The sequence below is a fragment of the Microbacterium ginsengiterrae genome, from assembly GCF_014205075.1.
Classification (GTDB): domain Bacteria; phylum Actinomycetota; class Actinomycetes; order Actinomycetales; family Microbacteriaceae; genus Microbacterium; species Microbacterium ginsengiterrae.
In genome coordinates, this window is record NZ_JACHMU010000001.1 from 2,664,166 (window position 1) to 2,682,729 (window position 18,564).

18 protein-coding genes are annotated in these 18,564 nt (G+C 67.8%); 12 read left to right on the forward strand and 6 right to left on the reverse strand.

Going from position 1 to position 18,564, the window contains the following annotated elements:
* Window positions 1-22: 22 nt before the first annotated feature.
* The 9 genes from HD600_RS12935 to lnt all read left to right on the forward strand — a co-directional run bounded on the left by HD600_RS12935 (window position 23) and on the right by lnt (window position 9,827).
* Window positions 23-706, forward strand: coding sequence for an HAD family hydrolase (locus HD600_RS12935; RefSeq protein WP_184284139.1), 684 nt, complete (start codon window positions 23-25; stop codon window positions 704-706).
* Entirely contained in the window at window positions 703-1,719 is a 1,017-nt protein-coding gene (locus HD600_RS12940; protein ID WP_184284140.1) for a tRNA (adenine-N1)-methyltransferase, read from the forward strand. Before HD600_RS12935 ends, HD600_RS12940 begins: the two co-directional genes overlap by 4 nt.
* A 10-nt stretch (window positions 1,720-1,729) precedes the next feature.
* Window positions 1,730-2,704, forward strand: a complete 975-nt coding sequence (locus HD600_RS12945; protein ID WP_184284141.1) for an FKBP-type peptidyl-prolyl cis-trans isomerase — start codon at window positions 1,730-1,732, stop codon at window positions 2,702-2,704.
* Window positions 2,704-3,702 (forward strand): helix-turn-helix transcriptional regulator, encoded by a 999-nt coding sequence (locus HD600_RS12950; protein ID WP_144796076.1) that lies wholly within the window; start codon window positions 2,704-2,706, stop codon window positions 3,700-3,702. The genes HD600_RS12945 and HD600_RS12950 overlap by 1 nt, the downstream gene beginning before the upstream one ends.
* Window positions 3,699-4,673, forward strand: coding sequence for a helix-turn-helix transcriptional regulator (locus HD600_RS12955; RefSeq protein ID WP_313959773.1), 975 nt, complete (start codon window positions 3,699-3,701; stop codon window positions 4,671-4,673). The genes HD600_RS12950 and HD600_RS12955 overlap by 4 nt, the downstream gene beginning before the upstream one ends.
* A 51-nt stretch (window positions 4,674-4,724) precedes the next feature.
* Entirely contained in the window at window positions 4,725-4,982 is a 258-nt protein-coding gene (tatA, locus tag HD600_RS12960; protein ID WP_144796077.1) for a Sec-independent protein translocase subunit TatA, read from the forward strand.
* Between the two features lie 62 nt (window positions 4,983-5,044).
* Window positions 5,045-5,806, forward strand: a complete 762-nt coding sequence (tatC, locus tag HD600_RS12965) for a twin-arginine translocase subunit TatC (RefSeq protein WP_144797003.1) — start codon at window positions 5,045-5,047, stop codon at window positions 5,804-5,806.
* Window positions 5,803-8,277, forward strand: a complete 2,475-nt coding sequence (locus HD600_RS12970; RefSeq protein WP_184284142.1) for a DEAD/DEAH box helicase — start codon at window positions 5,803-5,805, stop codon at window positions 8,275-8,277. The genes tatC and HD600_RS12970 overlap by 4 nt, the downstream gene beginning before the upstream one ends.
* Before the next feature lie 11 nt (window positions 8,278-8,288).
* A complete protein-coding gene (gene lnt / locus HD600_RS12975; RefSeq protein ID WP_184284143.1) occupies window positions 8,289-9,827 on the forward strand; it encodes an apolipoprotein N-acyltransferase in 1,539 nt (512 codons plus the stop codon).
* On the opposite strand, the gene HD600_RS12980 is transcribed toward lnt, so the two are convergent.
* From HD600_RS12980 to HD600_RS12995, 4 genes are all read right to left on the reverse strand, one after another.
* Window positions 9,824-10,204, reverse strand: a complete 381-nt coding sequence (locus HD600_RS12980) for an RNA polymerase-binding protein RbpA (RefSeq protein ID WP_144796080.1) — start codon at window positions 10,202-10,204, stop codon at window positions 9,824-9,826. The two genes, lnt and HD600_RS12980, sit on opposite strands and share 4 nt — an antisense overlap.
* Before the next feature lie 111 nt (window positions 10,205-10,315).
* Window positions 10,316-11,086 carry a glycerophosphodiester phosphodiesterase family protein gene (locus HD600_RS12985; protein ID WP_184284145.1) on the reverse strand — a complete coding sequence of 257 codons (771 nt, stop codon included), beginning with the start codon at window positions 11,084-11,086 and terminating at the stop codon, window positions 10,316-10,318.
* Window positions 11,083-12,009, reverse strand: a complete 927-nt coding sequence (locus HD600_RS12990; protein ID WP_144796082.1) for an SPFH domain-containing protein — start codon at window positions 12,007-12,009, stop codon at window positions 11,083-11,085. The genes HD600_RS12985 and HD600_RS12990 overlap by 4 nt, the downstream gene beginning before the upstream one ends.
* 25 nt (window positions 12,010-12,034) lie before the next feature.
* Window positions 12,035-12,508, reverse strand: a complete 474-nt coding sequence (locus HD600_RS12995; RefSeq protein WP_144796083.1) for an NfeD family protein — start codon at window positions 12,506-12,508, stop codon at window positions 12,035-12,037.
* A gap of 120 nt (window positions 12,509-12,628) precedes the next feature.
* On the opposite strand from HD600_RS12995, the gene HD600_RS13000 reads away from it, so the two are divergent.
* Window positions 12,629-13,393 carry an SDR family oxidoreductase gene (locus tag HD600_RS13000; protein WP_144796084.1) on the forward strand — a complete coding sequence of 255 codons (765 nt, stop codon included), beginning with the start codon at window positions 12,629-12,631 and terminating at the stop codon, window positions 13,391-13,393.
* A 76-nt stretch (window positions 13,394-13,469) separates the two neighbouring features.
* Here the strand turns inward: HD600_RS13000 and HD600_RS13005 are convergent, their stop codons facing one another.
* Window positions 13,470-14,087, reverse strand: coding sequence for an HdeD family acid-resistance protein (locus tag HD600_RS13005; protein ID WP_144796085.1), 618 nt, complete (start codon window positions 14,085-14,087; stop codon window positions 13,470-13,472).
* 93 nt (window positions 14,088-14,180) lie between these two features.
* Between HD600_RS13005 and HD600_RS13010 the strand changes: the two genes are divergently transcribed.
* Window positions 14,181-16,538, forward strand: coding sequence for an ATP-binding cassette domain-containing protein (locus tag HD600_RS13010; RefSeq protein WP_184284147.1), 2,358 nt, complete (start codon window positions 14,181-14,183; stop codon window positions 16,536-16,538).
* A 4-nt stretch (window positions 16,539-16,542) separates the two neighbouring features.
* On the opposite strand, the gene HD600_RS13015 is transcribed toward HD600_RS13010, so the two are convergent.
* Window positions 16,543-16,962 carry a MarR family winged helix-turn-helix transcriptional regulator gene (locus HD600_RS13015; RefSeq protein WP_184284149.1) on the reverse strand — a complete coding sequence of 140 codons (420 nt, stop codon included), beginning with the start codon at window positions 16,960-16,962 and terminating at the stop codon, window positions 16,543-16,545.
* Between the two features lie 1,102 nt (window positions 16,963-18,064).
* Here HD600_RS13015 and HD600_RS15265 point away from each other — a divergent pair.
* Window positions 18,065-18,418: a nuclear transport factor 2 family protein gene (locus tag HD600_RS15265; RefSeq protein ID WP_366211442.1), complete on the forward strand. Its 354-nt coding sequence runs from the start codon at window positions 18,065-18,067 to the stop codon at window positions 18,416-18,418.
* Window positions 18,419-18,564 lie beyond the last annotated feature (146 nt).

The following is an 18,564-nucleotide window of genomic DNA, read 5'->3' on the forward strand; positions in this document are numbered from 1 at the left end:
ATCCCCCGGATAGCATGGACGGGTGACTCACAAGCCGCAGGCAGTCCTCTGGGACATGGATGGAACACTGGTCGACACGGAGCCCTATTGGATGGCGGCGGAGACGACGCTCGTCGAGTCGTACGGCGGCACCTGGTCCCACGAGCAGGCGATGCAGCTCGTGGGCAACGGCCTGGACGACAGCGCCCGCATCCTGCGCGACGCCGGCGTCGACATGGAACCGGACGCGATCGTCGCGCGCCTCACTGACGAGGTCCGAGCGGCACTGGCCACGCAGGGCGTCCCGTTCCGACCCGGCGCGCGCGAACTGCTGCGCGATCTGCGAGCCGTCGGCATCCGCACGGCGCTCGTGACGATGTCCCTCGGGCGGATGGCCAGGAGCGTCGTGGATCTCATCGGGTTCGATGCCTTCGACCATGTCGTCCCCGGCGATGAGGTCACACGCCCCAAGCCTCACCCCGATCCGTACCTCCGGGCCGCCGAGCTGCTGGAGATCGACATCGCCGACACGCTGGTCATCGAGGATTCGCCCACCGGCATCCGCGCGGGCATCACTTCCGGCGCCGTCACGCTCGGCGTCCCGCACATGGTTCCGCTCGATGACGCAGGTGCGCACGCGCTCTGGCCCTCACTCGACGGTCGCAGCGCCTCCGACGTCGTCGACCTGTTCGCCTCCGTCCGGTCGCTGCAGGGGGCCACCCGATGAGCGTCGCGGCGCCGCGGCCCAGCGGACCGTTCCGCGAGGGGGACCGGGTGCAGCTCACCGGGCCCAAGAACCGGCTCCACACGATCACACTCGCGCCCGATGGCGAGATGCACACGCACCATGGCGTGCTCTTCCACCGTGATCTCATCGGTCTGCCGGACGGGTCAGTGGTCACCAACAGCTCCGGCCACGAATACCTGGCACTCCGGCCGCTGCTGCGCGATTTCGCCATGTCGATGCCGCGGGGCGCGGCGATCGTGTACCCGAAGGATGCGGCGCAGATCGTCATGCAGGCCGACATCTTCCCCGGCGCCACCGTCGTCGAGGCCGGCGTCGGTTCAGGTGCGCTGTCGTTGTCGCTGCTACGCGCGATCGGTCCTGCCGGGCGTCTGGTGTCCTTCGAGCGCCGCGACGATTTCGCCGACGTCGCGAGGGCGAACGTGGAGACGTTCTTCGGCGGGACGCCCGACACCTGGGAGGTCGTCGTCGGAGATCTCCTGCACGCGTTGCCCTCGACCATGCCGGCGGGCAGCGTCGATCGAGTGGTGCTGGACATGCTCGCCCCGTGGGAGGTGATGGATGCCGTCGCCGACGCCCTGACTCCCGGTGGCGTCGTGCTCTGCTACGTGGCCACCGCGACCCAGCTGTCACGTGTCGCGGAGTACATCCGCGGCACCGGATGCTTCACGGATCCCGATGCCTCCGAGACCATGGTCCGCGGATGGCACGTCGAGGGGCTCGCCGTGCGGCCCGATCATCGGATGGTGGCCCACACCGGATTCCTCCTCACCGCACGTCGGCTCGCGCCGGGGACGATCGCGCCGGAGGTCAAGCGCCGCGCGTCCAAGTCCAGCTACGGCGACGAGGACGTCGAGCTGTGGACCCCGGGTGCTGTCGGAGACCGCGAGATCACCGACAAGAACCTGCGCAAGCGCGCACGTGAGGCCGCGAAGGCGGCGGACGGCGCACGGCGGGCCGCCGCGTCGCGCGACGCGGAGGACCGTTCGCAATAGACTGGAGCGCGTGCGTAAATCCTCAGCCGCTCTGGCCACTCTCGCTCTCGCCGTCGTCGCTCTGACGGGATGCACGGCAGGCCCATCGTTCGACGCTGCCGCCTGCGATCGTGCGGCCGCCACCAGCGGGCTCGAGGACCTCGCGAACGTGTCGGGTGCGGTCGGCGATGAGCCGGACGTCGAGCTCTTCACGCCTGTCGGGGCGGGGGAGAGCGCGTTCGGTGACGTCGTGGTCGGTGACGGCCGTGCCCTCACCAGCCCGAACCAGAGCGCCGTGTTCGAGTTCTCGCTGTTCTCCGGCAAGACCGGTGAGCCGGTCGGTGGCACGGCGTACGACGAGGACCGTGCGCAGCTGGGCAGCGTCGAGTACTGGGCGCAGACCGTGCCGGTGTTCGGCGAGGCGCTGAAGTGCGCGACGGAAGGCTCCCGGGTGATGATCCTCGTCTCGCCGGAGGACTTCGGCGCCCAGAACCTCTCCGGGTTCGGCCTCGACGCGGACGAGCCGGTCGTCGCACTGTTCGACGTCGTCGACGTGTTCCCGACGAAGGCCGAAGGTGCCCTGCAGTTCAACGACGCCGCGGGGATGCCCACTGTGGTCCGCGCACCCGACGGCCGCCCCGGGATCATCGTGCCGGACAAGGCTGCGCCCACTGAGCTCGAGGTGCAGACCCTCATCAAGGGCGACGGCGCGACGGTCTCCGAGGACGACACCGTGCTGGTCAACTACACCGGTGTGACCTGGGCGGACCGCACCGTCTTCGACTCGTCGTGGGATCGCGGCGCCGCGACCTTCGACATGTCCAACCTCATCCCCGGTTTCACGCAGGGGCTCGCGGGTCAGACCGTCGGCTCCCAGGTGCTCATCGTCGTACCGCCCGAGCTCGGATACGGCGAGCAGGGCAGCGGTGCCGTCCCGGCGAACGCGACTCTCGTGTTCGTCGTGGACATCCTCGGCATCGATCCTCCGGTCTCAGCGCGGCAGTGATGGCCGCCCGCATCCCACCGGAAGAGCGTCAGACGAATCTCGTCGTGGCGCTCATGGCCACGGAGATCGGGCTCACCAAGCAGCAGATCCTCGACAGTGTCTCCGGTTACCGTCAGCGCGCGCAGACGGGCGCACGAGCCGATGCGCTCGAGAAGATGTTCGAACGCGACAAGGACGAGCTGCGTTCGCTGGGTGTGCCCATCGAGACGATCGGCGACTCGAGCGATCCCAACGACCTTCGAGAGGCCCGCTACCGGATCCCGAAGGCCGAGTACGACCTCCCGGCCGACATCTCCTTCAGCCCAGCCGAACTCGCCGTCCTGCAGCTCGCGGGCAGCGTCTGGAGCGCAGAATCGGCCTCCGCGGATGCGCAGGCCGGCGTCCGCAAGATCCGTGCGCTGGGCATCGACGGTGATGAGCCGATCATCGGGTTCGCCCCGCGGATCACCACCAGGGAGAGCAGCTTCGCTCCGTTGCAGAGCGCGATCGAGGACTGCCGGGTGGTCACGTTCGACTACCTCAAGCCGGGGGAGGAGGCTCCGCGTCGTCGGACGGTCGAACCTCTCGCTCTGCTCGACTTCGAGGCGCGTTGGCACGTCTACGGCATCGACCTCGACGCCCAGGACGAGCGCACCTTCCTGCTCAGCCGCATCGTCGGCGATGTGACCGTCACGCGCCGCGGGTTCGACCCCGGTCTGCGGGAGGGTGCGGGCGACCGGGCACTGGCCGGTCTGCAGGACGTCGCCGCGCGGAACTCTGCTCTGGTGGAGATCACGCCGGGGACCGAAGCCGCGCTCCGACTCGGGCGCCGCGCGACACCGGAGGTGCAGGGTTTCCGCGTGCCGTTCGTGGACCTGCACATCTTCGCCGATGAACTCGCCTCATACGGGCCGGAGGTGCGCGTGGTCGAGCCGACCACGCTGCGGGATGCGGTGATCTCGCGTCTGCGCGCGATAGTGGCGGCCCATGAGGCCGCTCCCTCCGAGGGAGGGGCATGATGGCCGACAAGCCCAAGCCGCTGCTCGCGGTCGACCGCGTCCGGGCGTACCTCACCCTCGTGCCCTACCTGCTCGAGCGCGGCCAGGTGTCGCTCGAGGAGGCGGCGCGCGAATTCGACGTCTCAACGAGCGAGATGCGCGGCATGATCGAGAAGCTCACCGTGATCGGGCTCCCCGGCGACAGCGGGTACTGGCAGCAGCCGCACGAGCTCTTCGACATCAACTGGGACCTGCTCGATGAAGAGGACGTCATCGAGATCACCAACGACGTCGGCCTCCGCCGCGTGCCCCGCTTCACCGCGCGCGAGGCCGCCGCGCTGCTCGCGGGACTGCAGATGGTCGCGGCGGTGCCCGCAGTGTCCGACTCCGGACTCGTCGCCGGTCTCCTCGCCAAGCTCTCCAGAGCCGCTGCGGATGCACCGGCGGACGTCGTGATCGCGCCGAGCGCGGTGGACGAGGTGCGCGAGGCCGTGGCGGCGGCGCTGCGCGCCCGCGTCGCGGTGTCGTTCCGCTACCAGGCGCCGGATGCCGCACCGACCACAAGGACCGTCGACCCCGTGCAGGTCCTCATCACGAATGGTCAGTGGTACCTGCAGGGCTGGTGCCACATGCGACGCGCGATCCGCACGTTCCACCTGGACAGGGTCAGCGAACCCACCCTCACCGACATTCCCATCACGCATGCGGATGTCCCGGTGCCGGAGGGGTTCGGAACAGGTGAGGTGGACTCGCAGGTCACGGTCCGGGTGCCGAGGCGTCTGGTGCCGTTGCTGGGCGACTACGCCCGGTCCGACAACGTCCGCGCCGACGGAGAAGATGCCGTCGTCACCATCCGCCTGTCGGACCCGCGGGCGATCAAGCGCGTCGCCGGTCGCTTCGGGGGGTCCCTGAAGGTGTGCGAACCGGAGGCCGCGCGGACTGCGACCCGTGACTGGGCCGCTGAGGGACTCGCACTCTACGCACACCCGTGACATGGATTCCGCAGGTAGACTGCACGAAGACTTCGAACCCGGGAGGGAACCATGGCTGGATTGACCGGTTGGCACCTGCTCGTCCTCGTCCTCGTCATCCTGCTTCTGTTCGGCGCGGCGAAGCTTCCGGCGCTGGCGAAGAGCATGGGACAGTCCGCGCGCGTCTTCAAGGGTGAGATGAAGGCGATGAAGGAAGAGGATGCCGCGACGCAGCAGAACGTCGCCGACGCACCCGTGGTGTCGACCACCTCTGAGAACAGCGCACCGCCGCGTAATGACGGCGGCAACAGCGGCACCCCGACGACCTGACGACGGTGACCGCGATCGACAAGAAGTCGGCCGCGGGTGACAAGCCACGCAACGAGCGCCGGATGTCCCTCGGCGCTCACCTCGTGGAGTTGCGCCGGCGGCTGATGATCTCCGCGGCGGCGCTCGTCGTCGCCATGATCGTGGCGTTCTTCGTCACGGACCCGATCATCGCCTTCATCACGGCGCCCATCGACCGGATCGCCGCGGAGCATCCTGAGGTCGTCGTCGGGCTGACCTTCTCCTCTGTGACGTCGCCCTTCGACCTCCGGATGAGGATGGCGTTCTCGATCGGCATCTTCCTCGCGGCGCCGATCTGGCTGTGGCAGATCTGGGCATTCATCATGCCGGGGCTGACGCGCAAGGAGATCAAGTACACCGTCGGTTTCGTCGCGGCGGCGATCCCGCTGTTCTTCGCGGGTTGCTACGTCGGCTCTCTTGTCGTCCCACACGTCATCGAGCTCATGGCCACCTTCACCCCGGAGGGTGCCAACAACCTCTATGAGGGGAAGCTCTACTACGACTTCACGCTGAAGCTCATGCTCGTCGTCGGCATCTCGTTCGTCCTGCCGGTCTTTCTCGTCGCGCTCAATGTCGCCGGCGTGATGACGGGAAAGGCGATCATCAAGGGCTGGCGGGTCGCCGTCCTCATCGCCACCGTCTTCGCGGCGCTGGCGACTCCCGCCGCCGACGTGGTGAGCATGCTCCTGCTGGCGGGCATCCTCGTGGTGCTGTTCTTCGCTGCCGCAGGTCTGTCGCTCCTCTTCGACCGACGCAAGAACAAGCGGTTGAAGGCCGAGGGACTGCTCCCGGACGCTCCCGCATGACCTCCCCGGCTGAGCGGTACGCCGCCGCACGCGACGCCGCGGCGCACCCCGAGACCGTCGCGTTCGCCGCGGCACAGCGCTTCGATCTCGACCCGTTCCAGGTCGAGGGCTGCCACGCGCTCGAGCAGGGGCGCAGCGTGCTCGTGGCGGCGCCCACCGGCGCGGGAAAGACGATCGTCGGCGAGTTCGCGATCCATCTCGCGATGCGGACGCCGTCGGACAAGGCGTTCTACACGACGCCGATGAAGGCGCTGTCGAACCAGAAGTTCCGTGAGCTCGTCGAGGTGTACGGCGCCGAGAACGTCGGTCTGCTGACGGGCGACACGAACATCAACGGGAACGCGCGGATCGTCGTGATGACGACCGAGGTCCTGCGCAACATGATCTATGCCGACTCCCCGGCGCTCCGCGACCTCCGCTTCGTCGTCATGGACGAGGTGCACTACCTCGCGGACCGTTTCCGCGGGGCCGTGTGGGAGGAGGTCATCATCCACCTCCCGTCGTCCGTTCGTCTGGTCTCGCTGAGTGCGACGGTGTCCAATGCGGAGGAGTTCGGCGACTGGCTCGACACGGTGCGCGGTGACACCGAGGTGATCGTCTCCGAGATCCGCCCCGTCCCGCTCGAACAGCACGTGCTCGTGCGCGACGATCTTCTTCCGCTCTTCGACGATCGGGCGGGTGTCGCCACGGCGACGGTCAACCAGGAGCTCATGCGGATCCGTTCCTTCACCGGTTCCCGCTACGACGGCAATCGCCAGGCGCAGTCGTACCGCAGCAACCGGCACGCGGGGCGCCAGGGTCCCCGTCCGCCCCGCGGCGGACGCCGACCCGTGCGCTCGGCGAACGCGCAGCGCATCGAGCGGATGGATCGGCCCGATGTCGTCCAGCTCCTCGAGCGCACGAACCTTCTGCCGGCCATCTTCTTCATCTTCAGCCGCGTGGGGTGCGACGCCGCGGTGCAGCAGGTGCGCCGCTCCGGCATCCGTCTGACGACGCCGGAGGAACGTCGTGAGATCCGCGCCTTCGTCGATGAGAGCACCCGCACGCTGCAGGACGAGGACCTCGGTGTCCTCGGCTTCTTCGAATGGGTCGACAACCTCGAGCGCGGCGTCGCCTCCCACCACGCCGGCCTGCTCCCGGCGTTCAAGGAGGTCGTCGAGGAACTCTTCCGCCGCAAGCTCGTCAAGGTCGTCTTCGCGACGGAGACCCTCGCACTCGGCATCAACATGCCGGCCCGAACGGTCGTGCTCGAGAAGATGGAGAAGTTCAACGGCGAGGCCCGAGTGGCGATCACGTCGGGGGAGTACACCCAGCTGACCGGTCGCGCGGGCCGCCGCGGCATCGATGTCGAAGGTCATGCCGTGGTGCAGTGGACCGAAGGCATGGACCCGCAGGCGGTCGCTGCGCTCGCGTCACGGCGCACGTACCCGCTGAACTCCAGCTTCCGCCCGACCTACAACATGGCGGTGAACCTCATCGACCTGTTCGGACGTCCCAGGGCGAGGGAGATCCTGGAGTCGTCCTTCGCGCAGTTCCAGGCCGACCGCGCGGTCGTCGGACTGGCCAGGCAGGTCCGCGAGGCTGAGGAATCGCTGGACGGATACCGGACGGCGATGCAGTGCGACCACGGAGACTTCCTCGAATACGCCGGCATCCGCCGCGAGCTCAGCGACCTCGAGAAGAAGAACCGGCAGGACGCACACGCCCCGCGCGCCGCGCGCGACAAGCGTCTCAAGCGGATCCAGGGTCTGCGCACCCGTATGCAGCGACACGGCTGCCACGGATGCCCGGATCGTGAGGCGCATGCACGCTGGGCGGAGCGCTACTGGAAGCTGAAGAGGCAGACCGACCGCACCCGCAAGCAGATCGCGACGCGCACCGGCACCGTGGCGCGCGTGTTCGACCGCGTCGTGGACGTCCTGACGACCCTGGATTACGTCACGGGGGAGGGGGATGACACCGCCCTGACGGATGCCGGGCGCACGATGCGCCGCATCTACGGCGAGCGGGACCTGCTGGTGGCCGAGTCGCTGCGCCAGGGACTGTGGGAAGGGCTGGACGCTCCTTCGCTCGCCGCCATGGCGTGCTGCCTGGTCTACGAACCGCGCAGGGACGAGGCCAACTCCGGGGAGCGCGGTCTTCCGCGCGGCCGGTTCCGGACCGCGTACGAGAAGACGACGACGCTGTGGTCAGAGCTCGACGACCTCGAGCAGGCCCACGACCTCCCCGGCTCCGAGCCACTGGCGGCCGGTCTCGCCGGCGCGATGCACGCGTGGGCACGCGGCGGTCAGCTCGACCGCGTGCTCGTCGACGCCGACATGGCCGCCGGCGACTTCGTCCGCTGGGCGAAGCAGACGATCGATCTGCTCGACCAGCTCTCGATCGTCGCAGAGGATCTCACGCTCGCCCGTACCGCGCGTCAGGCCCTCGATGGCGTGCGCCGCGGCATCGTCGCGTACTCGACGATGTGAGAGCGATCCGAATGTCATCACCCTCCGCCGCGCCCGTACGACGTCCACGCGCCCTGCTCCCGCTCTGGCTCGCCGTGCCGGTGGCGGCTCTGGCCGGCTGGCTGATGGACCTCGCCTACCCGTCCGTCGGTGCCTGGATCCTCGCGTTCCTCGCCATCGCGCTCCTCCTTCTGTCGCTGATCGGGCGTCGCGCAGGCGGAGCAATCCTGGTCGGCTTCGTCTACGGGGCGGTCTTCTTCTTCCTCCTGGTCTCATGGACATCCCGCTATCTCGGCGTTATCCCCTGGGCGGCTCTCGCGCTGCTGGAGGCCGCGCTGACCGCCGTCGCGGTCATCCTCATCACGTTGGCCTACCGCTGGCTCCCACGCGCCTTCCCCGGCGTCGCAGGGCGACTCCTGGTGCTACCGGCGGTCGTCGCCGCCCTGTGGGTAGGCAGGGAGCTCTTCCTCGGTTCCTGGCCGTACACCGGATTCCCCTGGGCGCGCCTCGGCATGACCCAGTCGGAGAGCCCGCTCGCCGCATTGTCCTCCTGGCTCGGCGTCAGCGGTGTGAGCTTCGTCATGGTCCTCGCCGTGGCGATGATCATCGAGGTCGTCCGTCTGCGCGCGTGGCAGCGTCCGGTGCGCCTCATCGCGCCGGTGGTCGTGGTGATCGTCCTGTTCGTGACCCCCGCCTTTCCGACGGTGGACGCGGGGACGATGCGTATCGGAGCCGTGCAGGGCGACGGGCCGACCGGATACTTCGACGAGCGGGAGCCGTACTCCGTGATCGGCGCGCAGACCGAAGCCACCGAACCGCTGTACGGCGAGGAGATGGATCTGCTGGTCTGGCCGGAGGGCGGGCTCGATCACGACCCGTTCCAGGATGCGAACCTGGCGCGTCGCATGACGCTCGTCAGCAATCGCGCCGGTGCGCCCCTGCTCGCCAACGCCGCGACGGCGCGCGGGGACGAGTACTTCAACACCTCGATGCTCTGGATGCCCGACGGCACGGCCGATCAGACCCACGACAAGCGCTATCCGGTGCCGTTCGGCGAATACGTCCCCGATCGCGACTTCTATTACGCGATCGTGCCCGATCTGATCGGTCTGATCGGCCGGGAGTACACGCACGGCACGAACCCGCCGATCGTCGAGGTCGACGATGTCCGCGTGGGGCTCGCGATCTGCTTCGACGTGATCTACGACGACGTCATCGACGAGGGCGTCCGCGGTGGGGCGGAGGTCCTCGTGTTCCAGACGAACAACGCCGACTTCCGTGGAACGGACGAGAACCAGCAGCAGCTGGCCTTCGCCCGCATGCGAGCCGTCGAGACCGGTCGCAGCGTGGTGAACATCTCCACGGTGGGGGCGAGCCAGATGATCGCGCCGGACGGCTCGACGATCGCTTCCCTGGACGCGGACGAGGCCGGAGCCATGCTCGAGACGGTCGAGCTTCGCTCCGGCCTCACGTCCGGTGTCATCCTCGGCCCCTGGCTGCAGCAGGTGCTGCTGTGGGGCGGACTGGGCGCGCTCCTGGTCGGGTGGTGGCGCGCCCGGAGAACGGGTTAGGCGATCTTCTCGCGGGTGGGGTCCTCGCCGGCACCGCGGCGGGCACGGATGAAGGCGAGGCGCTCCTCGAGGAGCTCCTCGAGCTCGGCGCGCGTGCGACGCTCGAGCAACATGTCCCAGTGGGTGCGCGCGGTCTTCTCGTCCGCGGCATCCGGCGTGATGGTCTTGCCGTCGACGCTCAGGACAGCCTCGGCGCCGCAGGAGCGGCACTCCCAGGTCTGCGGGGGCTCTGCGTCAGCGGCGAACATCAGCGACGTCGTGCTGCCGCACGTGTCGCACTTGTAGGTGGTCTCGCGGCGCTCCATGAAAACGACGCCCTCTTCGCTCTGTAGGCTCTGGGCGCCGAGTCGGATGCCGCGCAGGCTGCGATCTGCCATTTTGTGGTCCTCTCGTCGCCCTCAGGTATACCGCTCGCGCCTGTGCGCAGGCTCAATGCCCCCGGGTTCGCGGTGGGATTCACAGTCGAATCCCAGGGCCTCGTCTTCGGCTCAGGCGAGTGCCGCGAGAGCGACGTCGGCGTGGTCGGTGACGAGCCCGTCGACGCCGAGGTCGAGAAGTCGCCGCATGGCATCAGGGTCGTTGATCGTCCATACGTGGATCTCGGTGTCGTGCCGGTGCGCAGCTCGCAGCAGCGCCGGGGTGAGGACGCGCACCGCCCCGTAGCGCTCCGGGATCTGCAGGGCGTCGAGGTCCCGCAGCACGCGCCCGGGGGAGAGGCGCAGCGCGCTCAGCAGGCGCACCTGCACCATGCTCGCCTTGCCGGCGGACGTCGCGGGACGAAGGGAGGCGCCGGCCGCCATCGCCGCCTCCACCGCGCGTCTGCGGCGTCCCTCGGAGAAGCTCGTCAACAGCACACGGTGAGTGTGCGCGGCCACTGAGCGTCCGACCGGATCCACCGCGGCATCCGACTTCACATCGATGTTGAACCGCGTGTCGGGGAATATCTCGAGCATCTCCGTGACCGTCAGCAGCCCGCCGTGCGGCGCGAGGATCTCGGCGAGTTCCATCGTGCGCACCTCGTCGACACGGCGTTCGTCGCCGGCGAGTCGTGCGAGGGTCTCGTCATGGAAGAGCACGACATCGCCGTCCGCGGTCACGCGACAATCGGTCTCGACGTACTCGGCACCGGCGGCGTGCGCGGCAGCGAACGCCGCCGCGGTGTTCTCCCAGACCGCCGGGCCGTCACCGCGCGTCGAGGTGAGACCGCGATGGGCGAGGATCCGAGGATGCCGCGTGCGCGCGAAGTAGGGGTGCGTCACGCTCCCGGAGTACCGGCCGGCGGCGGACCCTGGCGCGGTGTGAACGCGCTGCCGATGCCCTTGAGCGCTTCCGTCAGCTCGCTCGGCACGATCCAGAGCTTGCTCGACTCGCTGTCGGCGATCTTCGGAAGCATCTGCAGGTACTGGTACGCGAGAAGCTTGTCGTCGGGGGCGCCCTGATGGATCGAGGCGAACACGTTCTGGATGGCTTCCGCCTCGCCCTGTGCGCGGAGGACTGCGGCCTGCTTGTCACCCTCGGCGCGGAGGATCTCCGCCTGCCGCGCACCTTCCGCCTCGAGGATCGCGGACTGCTTGGTCCCCTCGGCCGTGAGGATCGCCGCGCGCCGATCGCGCTCGGCGCGCATCTGCTTCTCCATCGAGTCCTGGATCGAAAGGGGCGGGTCGATGGCCTTCAGCTCGACTCGTCCGACCCGGATGCCCCACTTGCCGGTGGCCTCGTCGAGGACGACGCGCAACTGGCCGTTGATGTTGTCGCGGCTGGTCAGTGCCTCTTCGAGGTTGAGGCCACCGACGACGTTACGAAGGGTCGTGGTCGTCAGCTGCTCGACGGCGCCGAGATAGTTCGCGATCTCGTAGGTGGCTGCCCTGGCGTCCGTGACCTGGAAGTAGACCACGGTGTCGATCGAGACGACGAGGTTGTCCTCGGTGATCACCGGCTGGGGCGGGAACGAGACGACCTGCTCGCGCATGTCGATGAGCGGGCGGAGGCGGTCGATGAACGGCACGAGGATGTTCAGACCGGGGGTGAGCGTTTTGTGGTATCGACCCAGCCGCTCGACGACGCCGGCGGTGGCCTGCGGGATGATGCGGATCGAGCGGGCGACCGTCACCACCACGAAGATGATGACGGCGATCGCCAGGATCCAGCCGATCGCTGTCGGGATGAACGAGGAGTCGTTCACGTGTTCTCCTTCTCTTCGTGTGCGGTCAGTCCGCCGCGGGGCGGACGATCGCGGTGGCGCCGTTGATGGCGGCGATCGTCACGGGGGCGCCGAGGGGGATCGGGACTCCGGTGTCGGTGCGGGCGGTCCAGGTGTCCCCGTTGCTGACCTTCACCTGGCCGCTGACCTGCGTGATGTCGGCCAGCGCCGTGCCGCGCAGCCCGATGAGGGCGTCGACGTTGGACTTCGTCGGATCCTCTCCGCGGTGCAATCGACGCAGCAACGGAGGGCGGATGAAGAGGATGAACAGCGCGGCCGCAGCGGCGGCGATGATCAGCTGCGCCCACAATGGGACGCCGACCAGTCCGGTCACGAGGCCCACGGCGCTGCCGAGCGCGAGCATGAGGAAGGTGAAATCGAGCGTGAGCATCTCGATGACGAGGAACACCGCGATGAGGACCAGCCAGCCGATCCATGCCCACTCGGTGATCAGGTCGATGAAGACGGATGCGTCGTCCATGGCCCCTCCTTTGCGGTCAACCTATCACGCGGCCGGACGGGGTCGGCGGCTCGAGCAGGACCGTTGGTAAAGTGAACGGGCCGCTGATCTCGCGGCCCTCACGCATCGCAAGGAGTCACTGTGACCGACGTTCTGCCCGCAGGTTCTCTCGCCGGAAAGGTCGCGCTGGTCACCGGCTCGTCCCGAGGCATCGGCGCGGACACCGTGCGGTATTTCGCCGAGGCGGGCGCCGATGTCGTGATCAACTTCCGCAACAAGGCCCCGCGCGCCGAGAAGCTCGCCGCCCAGTTGCGCGAGCTCGGCGGACGGGCGCTCGTCGCCGGTGCGGATCTCACCGACCCGGATTCGGTGTCGCAGATGCTCGAGCAGGTCCGTGCGGAGTACGGACGCATCGACATCCTCGTGCTCAACGCCTCCGGCGGCATGGAGTCCGGTATGGCCGAGGACTACGCGCTCACGCTCAACCGCGATGCACAGCTCAACGTGCTCAACGCCGCACTCCCGCTTCTCGGCGAGGGTTCCCGCATCGTCTTCGTGACGAGCCACCAGGCCCACTTCATCCGCACGACGCCGACGATGCCCGAGTACGAGCCCGTCGCGCTCTCCAAGCGTGCGGGCGAGGATGCGTTGCGCGCCCTCATTCCCGCGCTCGAAGAGAAGGGCATTGGGTTCACCGTCGTGTCCGGCGACATGATCGAGGGCACGATCACGGCGACCCTCCTGGAGCGCGCGAACCCCGGGGCGATCTCGGCTCGTCGCGAGGATGCCGGTCGCCTCTACAACGTGTCCGAGTTCGCGGCCGAGGTGGCCAAGGCCGCGGTCGACCCGGTTCCGGCGGACAACACCCGCCTCGTGGGCGACACCAGCGGGTTCATCGCCGAATGACGTTCATGTGAAAGGGGCCCTGCCATCCGGCAGGGCCCCTTTCACATGAACTTGAGTCTGATTCGCTCCCGAGCGATCAGACGTTGCTGCTGCCCGCCTGCGGAACGGACGTGGTCGGCGGGGGAGTGGTGGCGGCCTTCTCGTCGCGTCCGAGCGTGATCGCGCGGACGATCTGGATGATGCCGAGGACGACGAGCGTGATCCCCAGAACCCACCAGAGGGCGACGGCAGCGAGCAGCGGCGAGAACAGCACGATCACGCCGGCGGCGATGCTGAGGATGGCGTAGATGATCGTCCACGCCTTCGATCCGTCCTTGTTCAGCAGCGAGAGCGAGACGATGCCGTCGACGATCCAGCTGACCCCGAGGAAGATCGCGGTCACGAATGCGAGCGTGATGGTGGCCGCGGTGAGGTTGAGGAAGGCGACGACGCCCGCGACGATGTAGAGCACGCCGAGGACGATGTGACCGACCCTGGACCATCCGCCCTTCTTGCCGGAGAAGATTCCCAGACCGACGTAGACGAGTCCCGCGATGACGAGGTAGGCGGCGATGATGCCGGTGACGATGATCGCGGTCTTCAATGGCCATGCCAGCAGGACGATCCCCGCGATGAGCGCGACGACGCCCGACACCGCCAGCGTGATCCGGATGGATGTGAACAGCGACTTCGCCTCGGTGAGCGACTCAGACATGTGCATGCCTTTCTGTGAAGGTCCTGTGAGGACATGCTCAGCGTAGCGCCGACGGGGGTGCCGATGTCGGATGTCCGTGGCAGGATTCTCCCCATGACTGAGGCAATCCCTCCTGCCGATTCGCACGATCTCATCCGAGTCCGGGGCGCGAGAGAGAACAATCTCAAAGACGTCGATCTCGACATCCCCAAGCGGCGTCTCTCCGTCTTCACCGGCGTGTCCGGCTCGGGGAAGAGCTCGCTGGTGTTCGACACGATCGCCGCGGAGTCCCGGCGGATGATCGACGAGACCTACAGCGCCTTCGTGCAGGGCTTCATGCCGTCCGCGCCGAGGCCGGACGTCGATCTCCTCGAGGGGCTGACCACCGCCATCATCGTCGACCAGGAGCGGCTCGGCGCGAACCCTCGATCGACGGTGGGCACCGTCACCGACGCCAACGCGATGCTGCGCATCCTGTTCTCGAAACTCGGGCAGCCGTACATCGGCGGGCCGACCGCCTTCTCCTTCAACATCCCGACGCAGAAGGCCAGCGGTGTGATGACCGGGCCCGGCGGCGAGAAGAAGATCGTCAAGGATGCGATCTACCTCGGCGGCATGTGCCCCCGATGCGAGGGCAGGGGAGCGGTGTCCGATCTGGACCTCGCTCAGATCGTCGACGAGTCCAAGTCGCTCGACGAGGGGGCGATCATGGTGCCGGGGTACACGGCCGACGGCTGGATGGTGAAGGGCTTCTCGCAGTCGGGTTTCTATCCGGCGGACAAGCCGATCGCCGAGTTCACGGAGAAGCAGCGTCACCTCTTCCTCTACGGCGAGGTGACGAAGGTGAAGATCTCCGGGATCAACATGACCTATGAGGGGCTCATCCCCAAGATCACGAAGTCGATGCTGTCGAAGGACATCGATGCGCTGCAGCCGCACATCAGGGCGTTCGTCGAACGAGTCGCATCGTTCGCGACATGCCCGGAGTGCGACGGCACGCGCCTCACCGAGGGGGCGCGCTCGTCGAAGATCGACGGCATCAGCATCGCCGATGCGTGCCGCATGCAGGTGACCGACCTCGCCGAGTGGGTGAACGGACTCGATCTCCCAGGGGCGGGGCCGCTGCTCGAGGCGCTCCGGGCGAACCTCGGGGCGTTCGTGACCCTCGGGCTCGGGTACCTGAGCCTGGAGCGCCCCTCCGGGACGCTGAGCGGGGGAGAGGCGCAGCGCATCAAGATGCTCCGTCACCTCGGTTCATCCCTCACCGACGTCACCTATGTGTTCGACGAGCCGACCATCGGACTCCATCCGCATGACATCGAGCGGATGAACGCGCTCCTGCTCAAATTGCGGGACAAGGGCAACACGGTGCTCGTCGTCGAGCACAAGCCGGAGACGATCGCCATCGCCGACCGTGTGGTGGACCTCGGTCCCGGCGCGGGATCCGCCGGAGGAGAGATCTGCTTCGAGGGAACCGTGGACGGCCTGCGCGCGAGCGGCACCCTCACCGGCAGGCACCTCGACGACCGTGCCGCGCTCAAAGACGCGGTGCGTGAGCCCGCGGGAACCATCGAGGTGCGCGGCGCCGCCACCAACAATCTCCGCGACGTCGACGTCGACATCCCCACCGGCGTGCTCACCGTGGTGACCGGAGTCGCAGGATCGGGGAAGAGCTCGCTCATCCACGGATCCGTGTCGGGGCGTGAGGGCGTGGTGAGCATCGACCAGAGTGCGATCAAGGGGTCTCGCCGGAGCAACCCGGCCACGTACACCGGGATGCTGGAACCCATCCGCAAGGCCTTCGCCAAGGCGAACGGTGTGAAGCCCGCGTTGTTCAGCGCGAATTCGGAGGGCGCGTGCCCCTCGTGCAAGGGCTCCGGCGTCATCGTCACGCAGCTGGGGTTCATGGACACGATCGAGACGCCGTGCGAGGACTGCGGAGGGAAGCGCTTCCAGTCCGCGGTCCTGGACTACAAGCTCGCAGGCAAGGACATCACCGAGGTGCTCGACCTGCCGGTTGCGGAGGCGCGGGAGTTCTTCTCGGGCGCCGATGCGAAGATCCCCGCTGTCGTGGCGATCCTCGCGCGCCTGGAGGACGTCGGGCTCGGGTACCTCTCGCTCGGCCAGCCGCTGTCGACGCTGTCGGGCGGCGAGCGTCAGCGCGTCAAGCTCGCCATCCAGATGGGCGAGAAGGGCGACGTCTACGTGCTGGATGAACCGACCACCGGACTGCATCTCGCCGACGTGGACAAGCTCCTGGGACTCCTGGACAGACTGGTCGACGCCGGACGGACGGTGATCGTCATCGAGCACCACCAGGCGGTGATGGCGCATGCTGATTGGATCATCGACGTCGGCCCCGGTGCGGGCCATGACGGGGGCACCGTGGTGTTCGAGGGGACGCCTGCCGACCTCGTGGCCGCGCGCTCGACGGTGACAGGCGAGCACCTGGCCCAGTACGTCGGGGCCTGAGCAGTCAGGTCAGCGGCTGCAGCAGGCGGAGCGCGGCGATGAAGGACTCGCGGTCCACCGGGTCCAGGGGCGCGAGCACGTGTTCCTGCACGTCCTCGACGATGCTCGCGAGTTCTTCGTGACGCGCGCGTCCGGCGTCCGTCAGCTCCACGACGTTCCGTCTGGCGTCTGCGGGGTCGGGCCGGCGCACGACGTATCCGGAGTCGTCGAGCACGGTCAGTGTCACGGCCACGTCGCGCTTGTCGAGCCGCGCCCGAGAACCGATGTCGACCTGCGACAGGGGAGTGGCATCGGAAAGCGCCTCGAGGATCCGGTACTCGTAGCCTCGAGCACCGGCGTCGGCGAGACGGTCGGAGAGGATGCGGTGGGCGCGCAGAGCGGCATTACCGAGCAGCCAGGTGGGGAGGTCGCGTGTCGCGGGCATGAGCTTTTCCTTGGTCGAACCAACGATCGATGTTATGTTGGTCATACCAACGATACGAGATTGCGCCTCTCGTGCGGGCGTGCTGGGACTTCCGGGGGAATCGACCTCGACGCAGCTCTCGAGTTCTGCGTCGAGGTGCGCACGTCTGACGGGTGCTCGAATGGGTTGCCGCCGGGACCGGGTACGCGGATGGTCTCCGGCAGATTCGATGATCGTCGCAGTGGCGCGCCGGCGGGAAGGCCGCAGAGTGTGAGGATCGCCTCGAGTGTGAAGGCGACTGCGACCTGCATGGGCGCGACCGTCAGGCCCGTGCGTACAGCGACACGTGTGCTGTGGGCTCCGTGGTGAGTGGCGTGTACGGAGACGCGCTGACTATTCGACGCGGAAACGCGCTCCGTGTCCGGCGTAGGGTAAAGCCGATAATGCACATTATGTCAGTTCGAAGCTGACAGGTCTGCGCGGATGCGCTCTCCCACCCTGGCGCGGGTAGGCCCGCCGGTGACGATCGTTTGCGGTGGAGCCGCCTCGTGATCGCCGAAGACGTCGTCGCATCGTTGCGGTACCCGTGACGCGCCATCCATGGGACCATCGGTTGTATGAGCACTCCGGTCCTCGCCATCGTCTGTGCCCTCGGGATCATTGTTCCGGTGGCGCTCGGCTTCCTGCCGAGCCAGCGTAAGCGGCGTGCAGCGCGACATTGAGTCGCGCGGCCGCGTCCGCCGGTACAGCGCATAGTTGACCGACCGAAAACGATCGTTTACGGCGGGGTTGCTGCGCCCAGCTCGGCACGCCTACCGCAAACGTCCGGCGTAACCACGGATTGACGAGGCTTTTGGACGGGTGACGCGGAAGTGTGGCATCTCATTGGCAACCGAGCAGTCCGCACCCGAGCCGTCGGCTCCGGCACAGTCGGCGCCGCCGCACGGGCCATCTGCACTCGCCGAGAACGATCGGTGCCGGCATGAGCGAATGGCGCCCTCTCTGACGCCCGCGCAGATGATGTTCAGAACGAGCTTTGGGCCGACAGATTCAGCGGCCGGTGGGTGTCGGCCAGGGTCGGTAGCCTGGGGGCGTGATTGCTGTTGAGTTGCTGGGTGGCCTGATGTCCGCGATTGATGATCACCGCTGGGGAGACTTGGGCGCGTTTCTTCATGACGATTTCTCGTGCCGATACGTTCACACTGGGGAGTCCTTCGATCGAGCGTCCTGGATTCGGCTGAACGCGGAGTATCCAGGATTCGAGCACTTGCGTGTCGAAGAGATTGTCGGAGATTCGGGCCGAGCGGCCTGTCGCTCCCATGTCACGGGGCGAGGTCGTGAAGGCGTGGATCACTTCGAGTGTGCGACGTTCGTCCGAGTAAGGGACGGGCTGATTTGTGAGATGACCGAGGTCTGGACGGACGTCTCTCAGGCCGCGCCTGCTGGCAGCCGGCCAGACTCAACGCCGTCTGCCTGACTGAGTGGTCCTCCGCCGCCTCGAGTTGAGCAGCCGGGCCTGCCTACCGGGTGTGGGCGAGGCGGTAGGGGGCGGTGCTTGTTTCGATGATGGTGCCCGCCGAAAACGATCGTTTTCGGCGGGGGCGCAATGCCGAGATCGCCAGG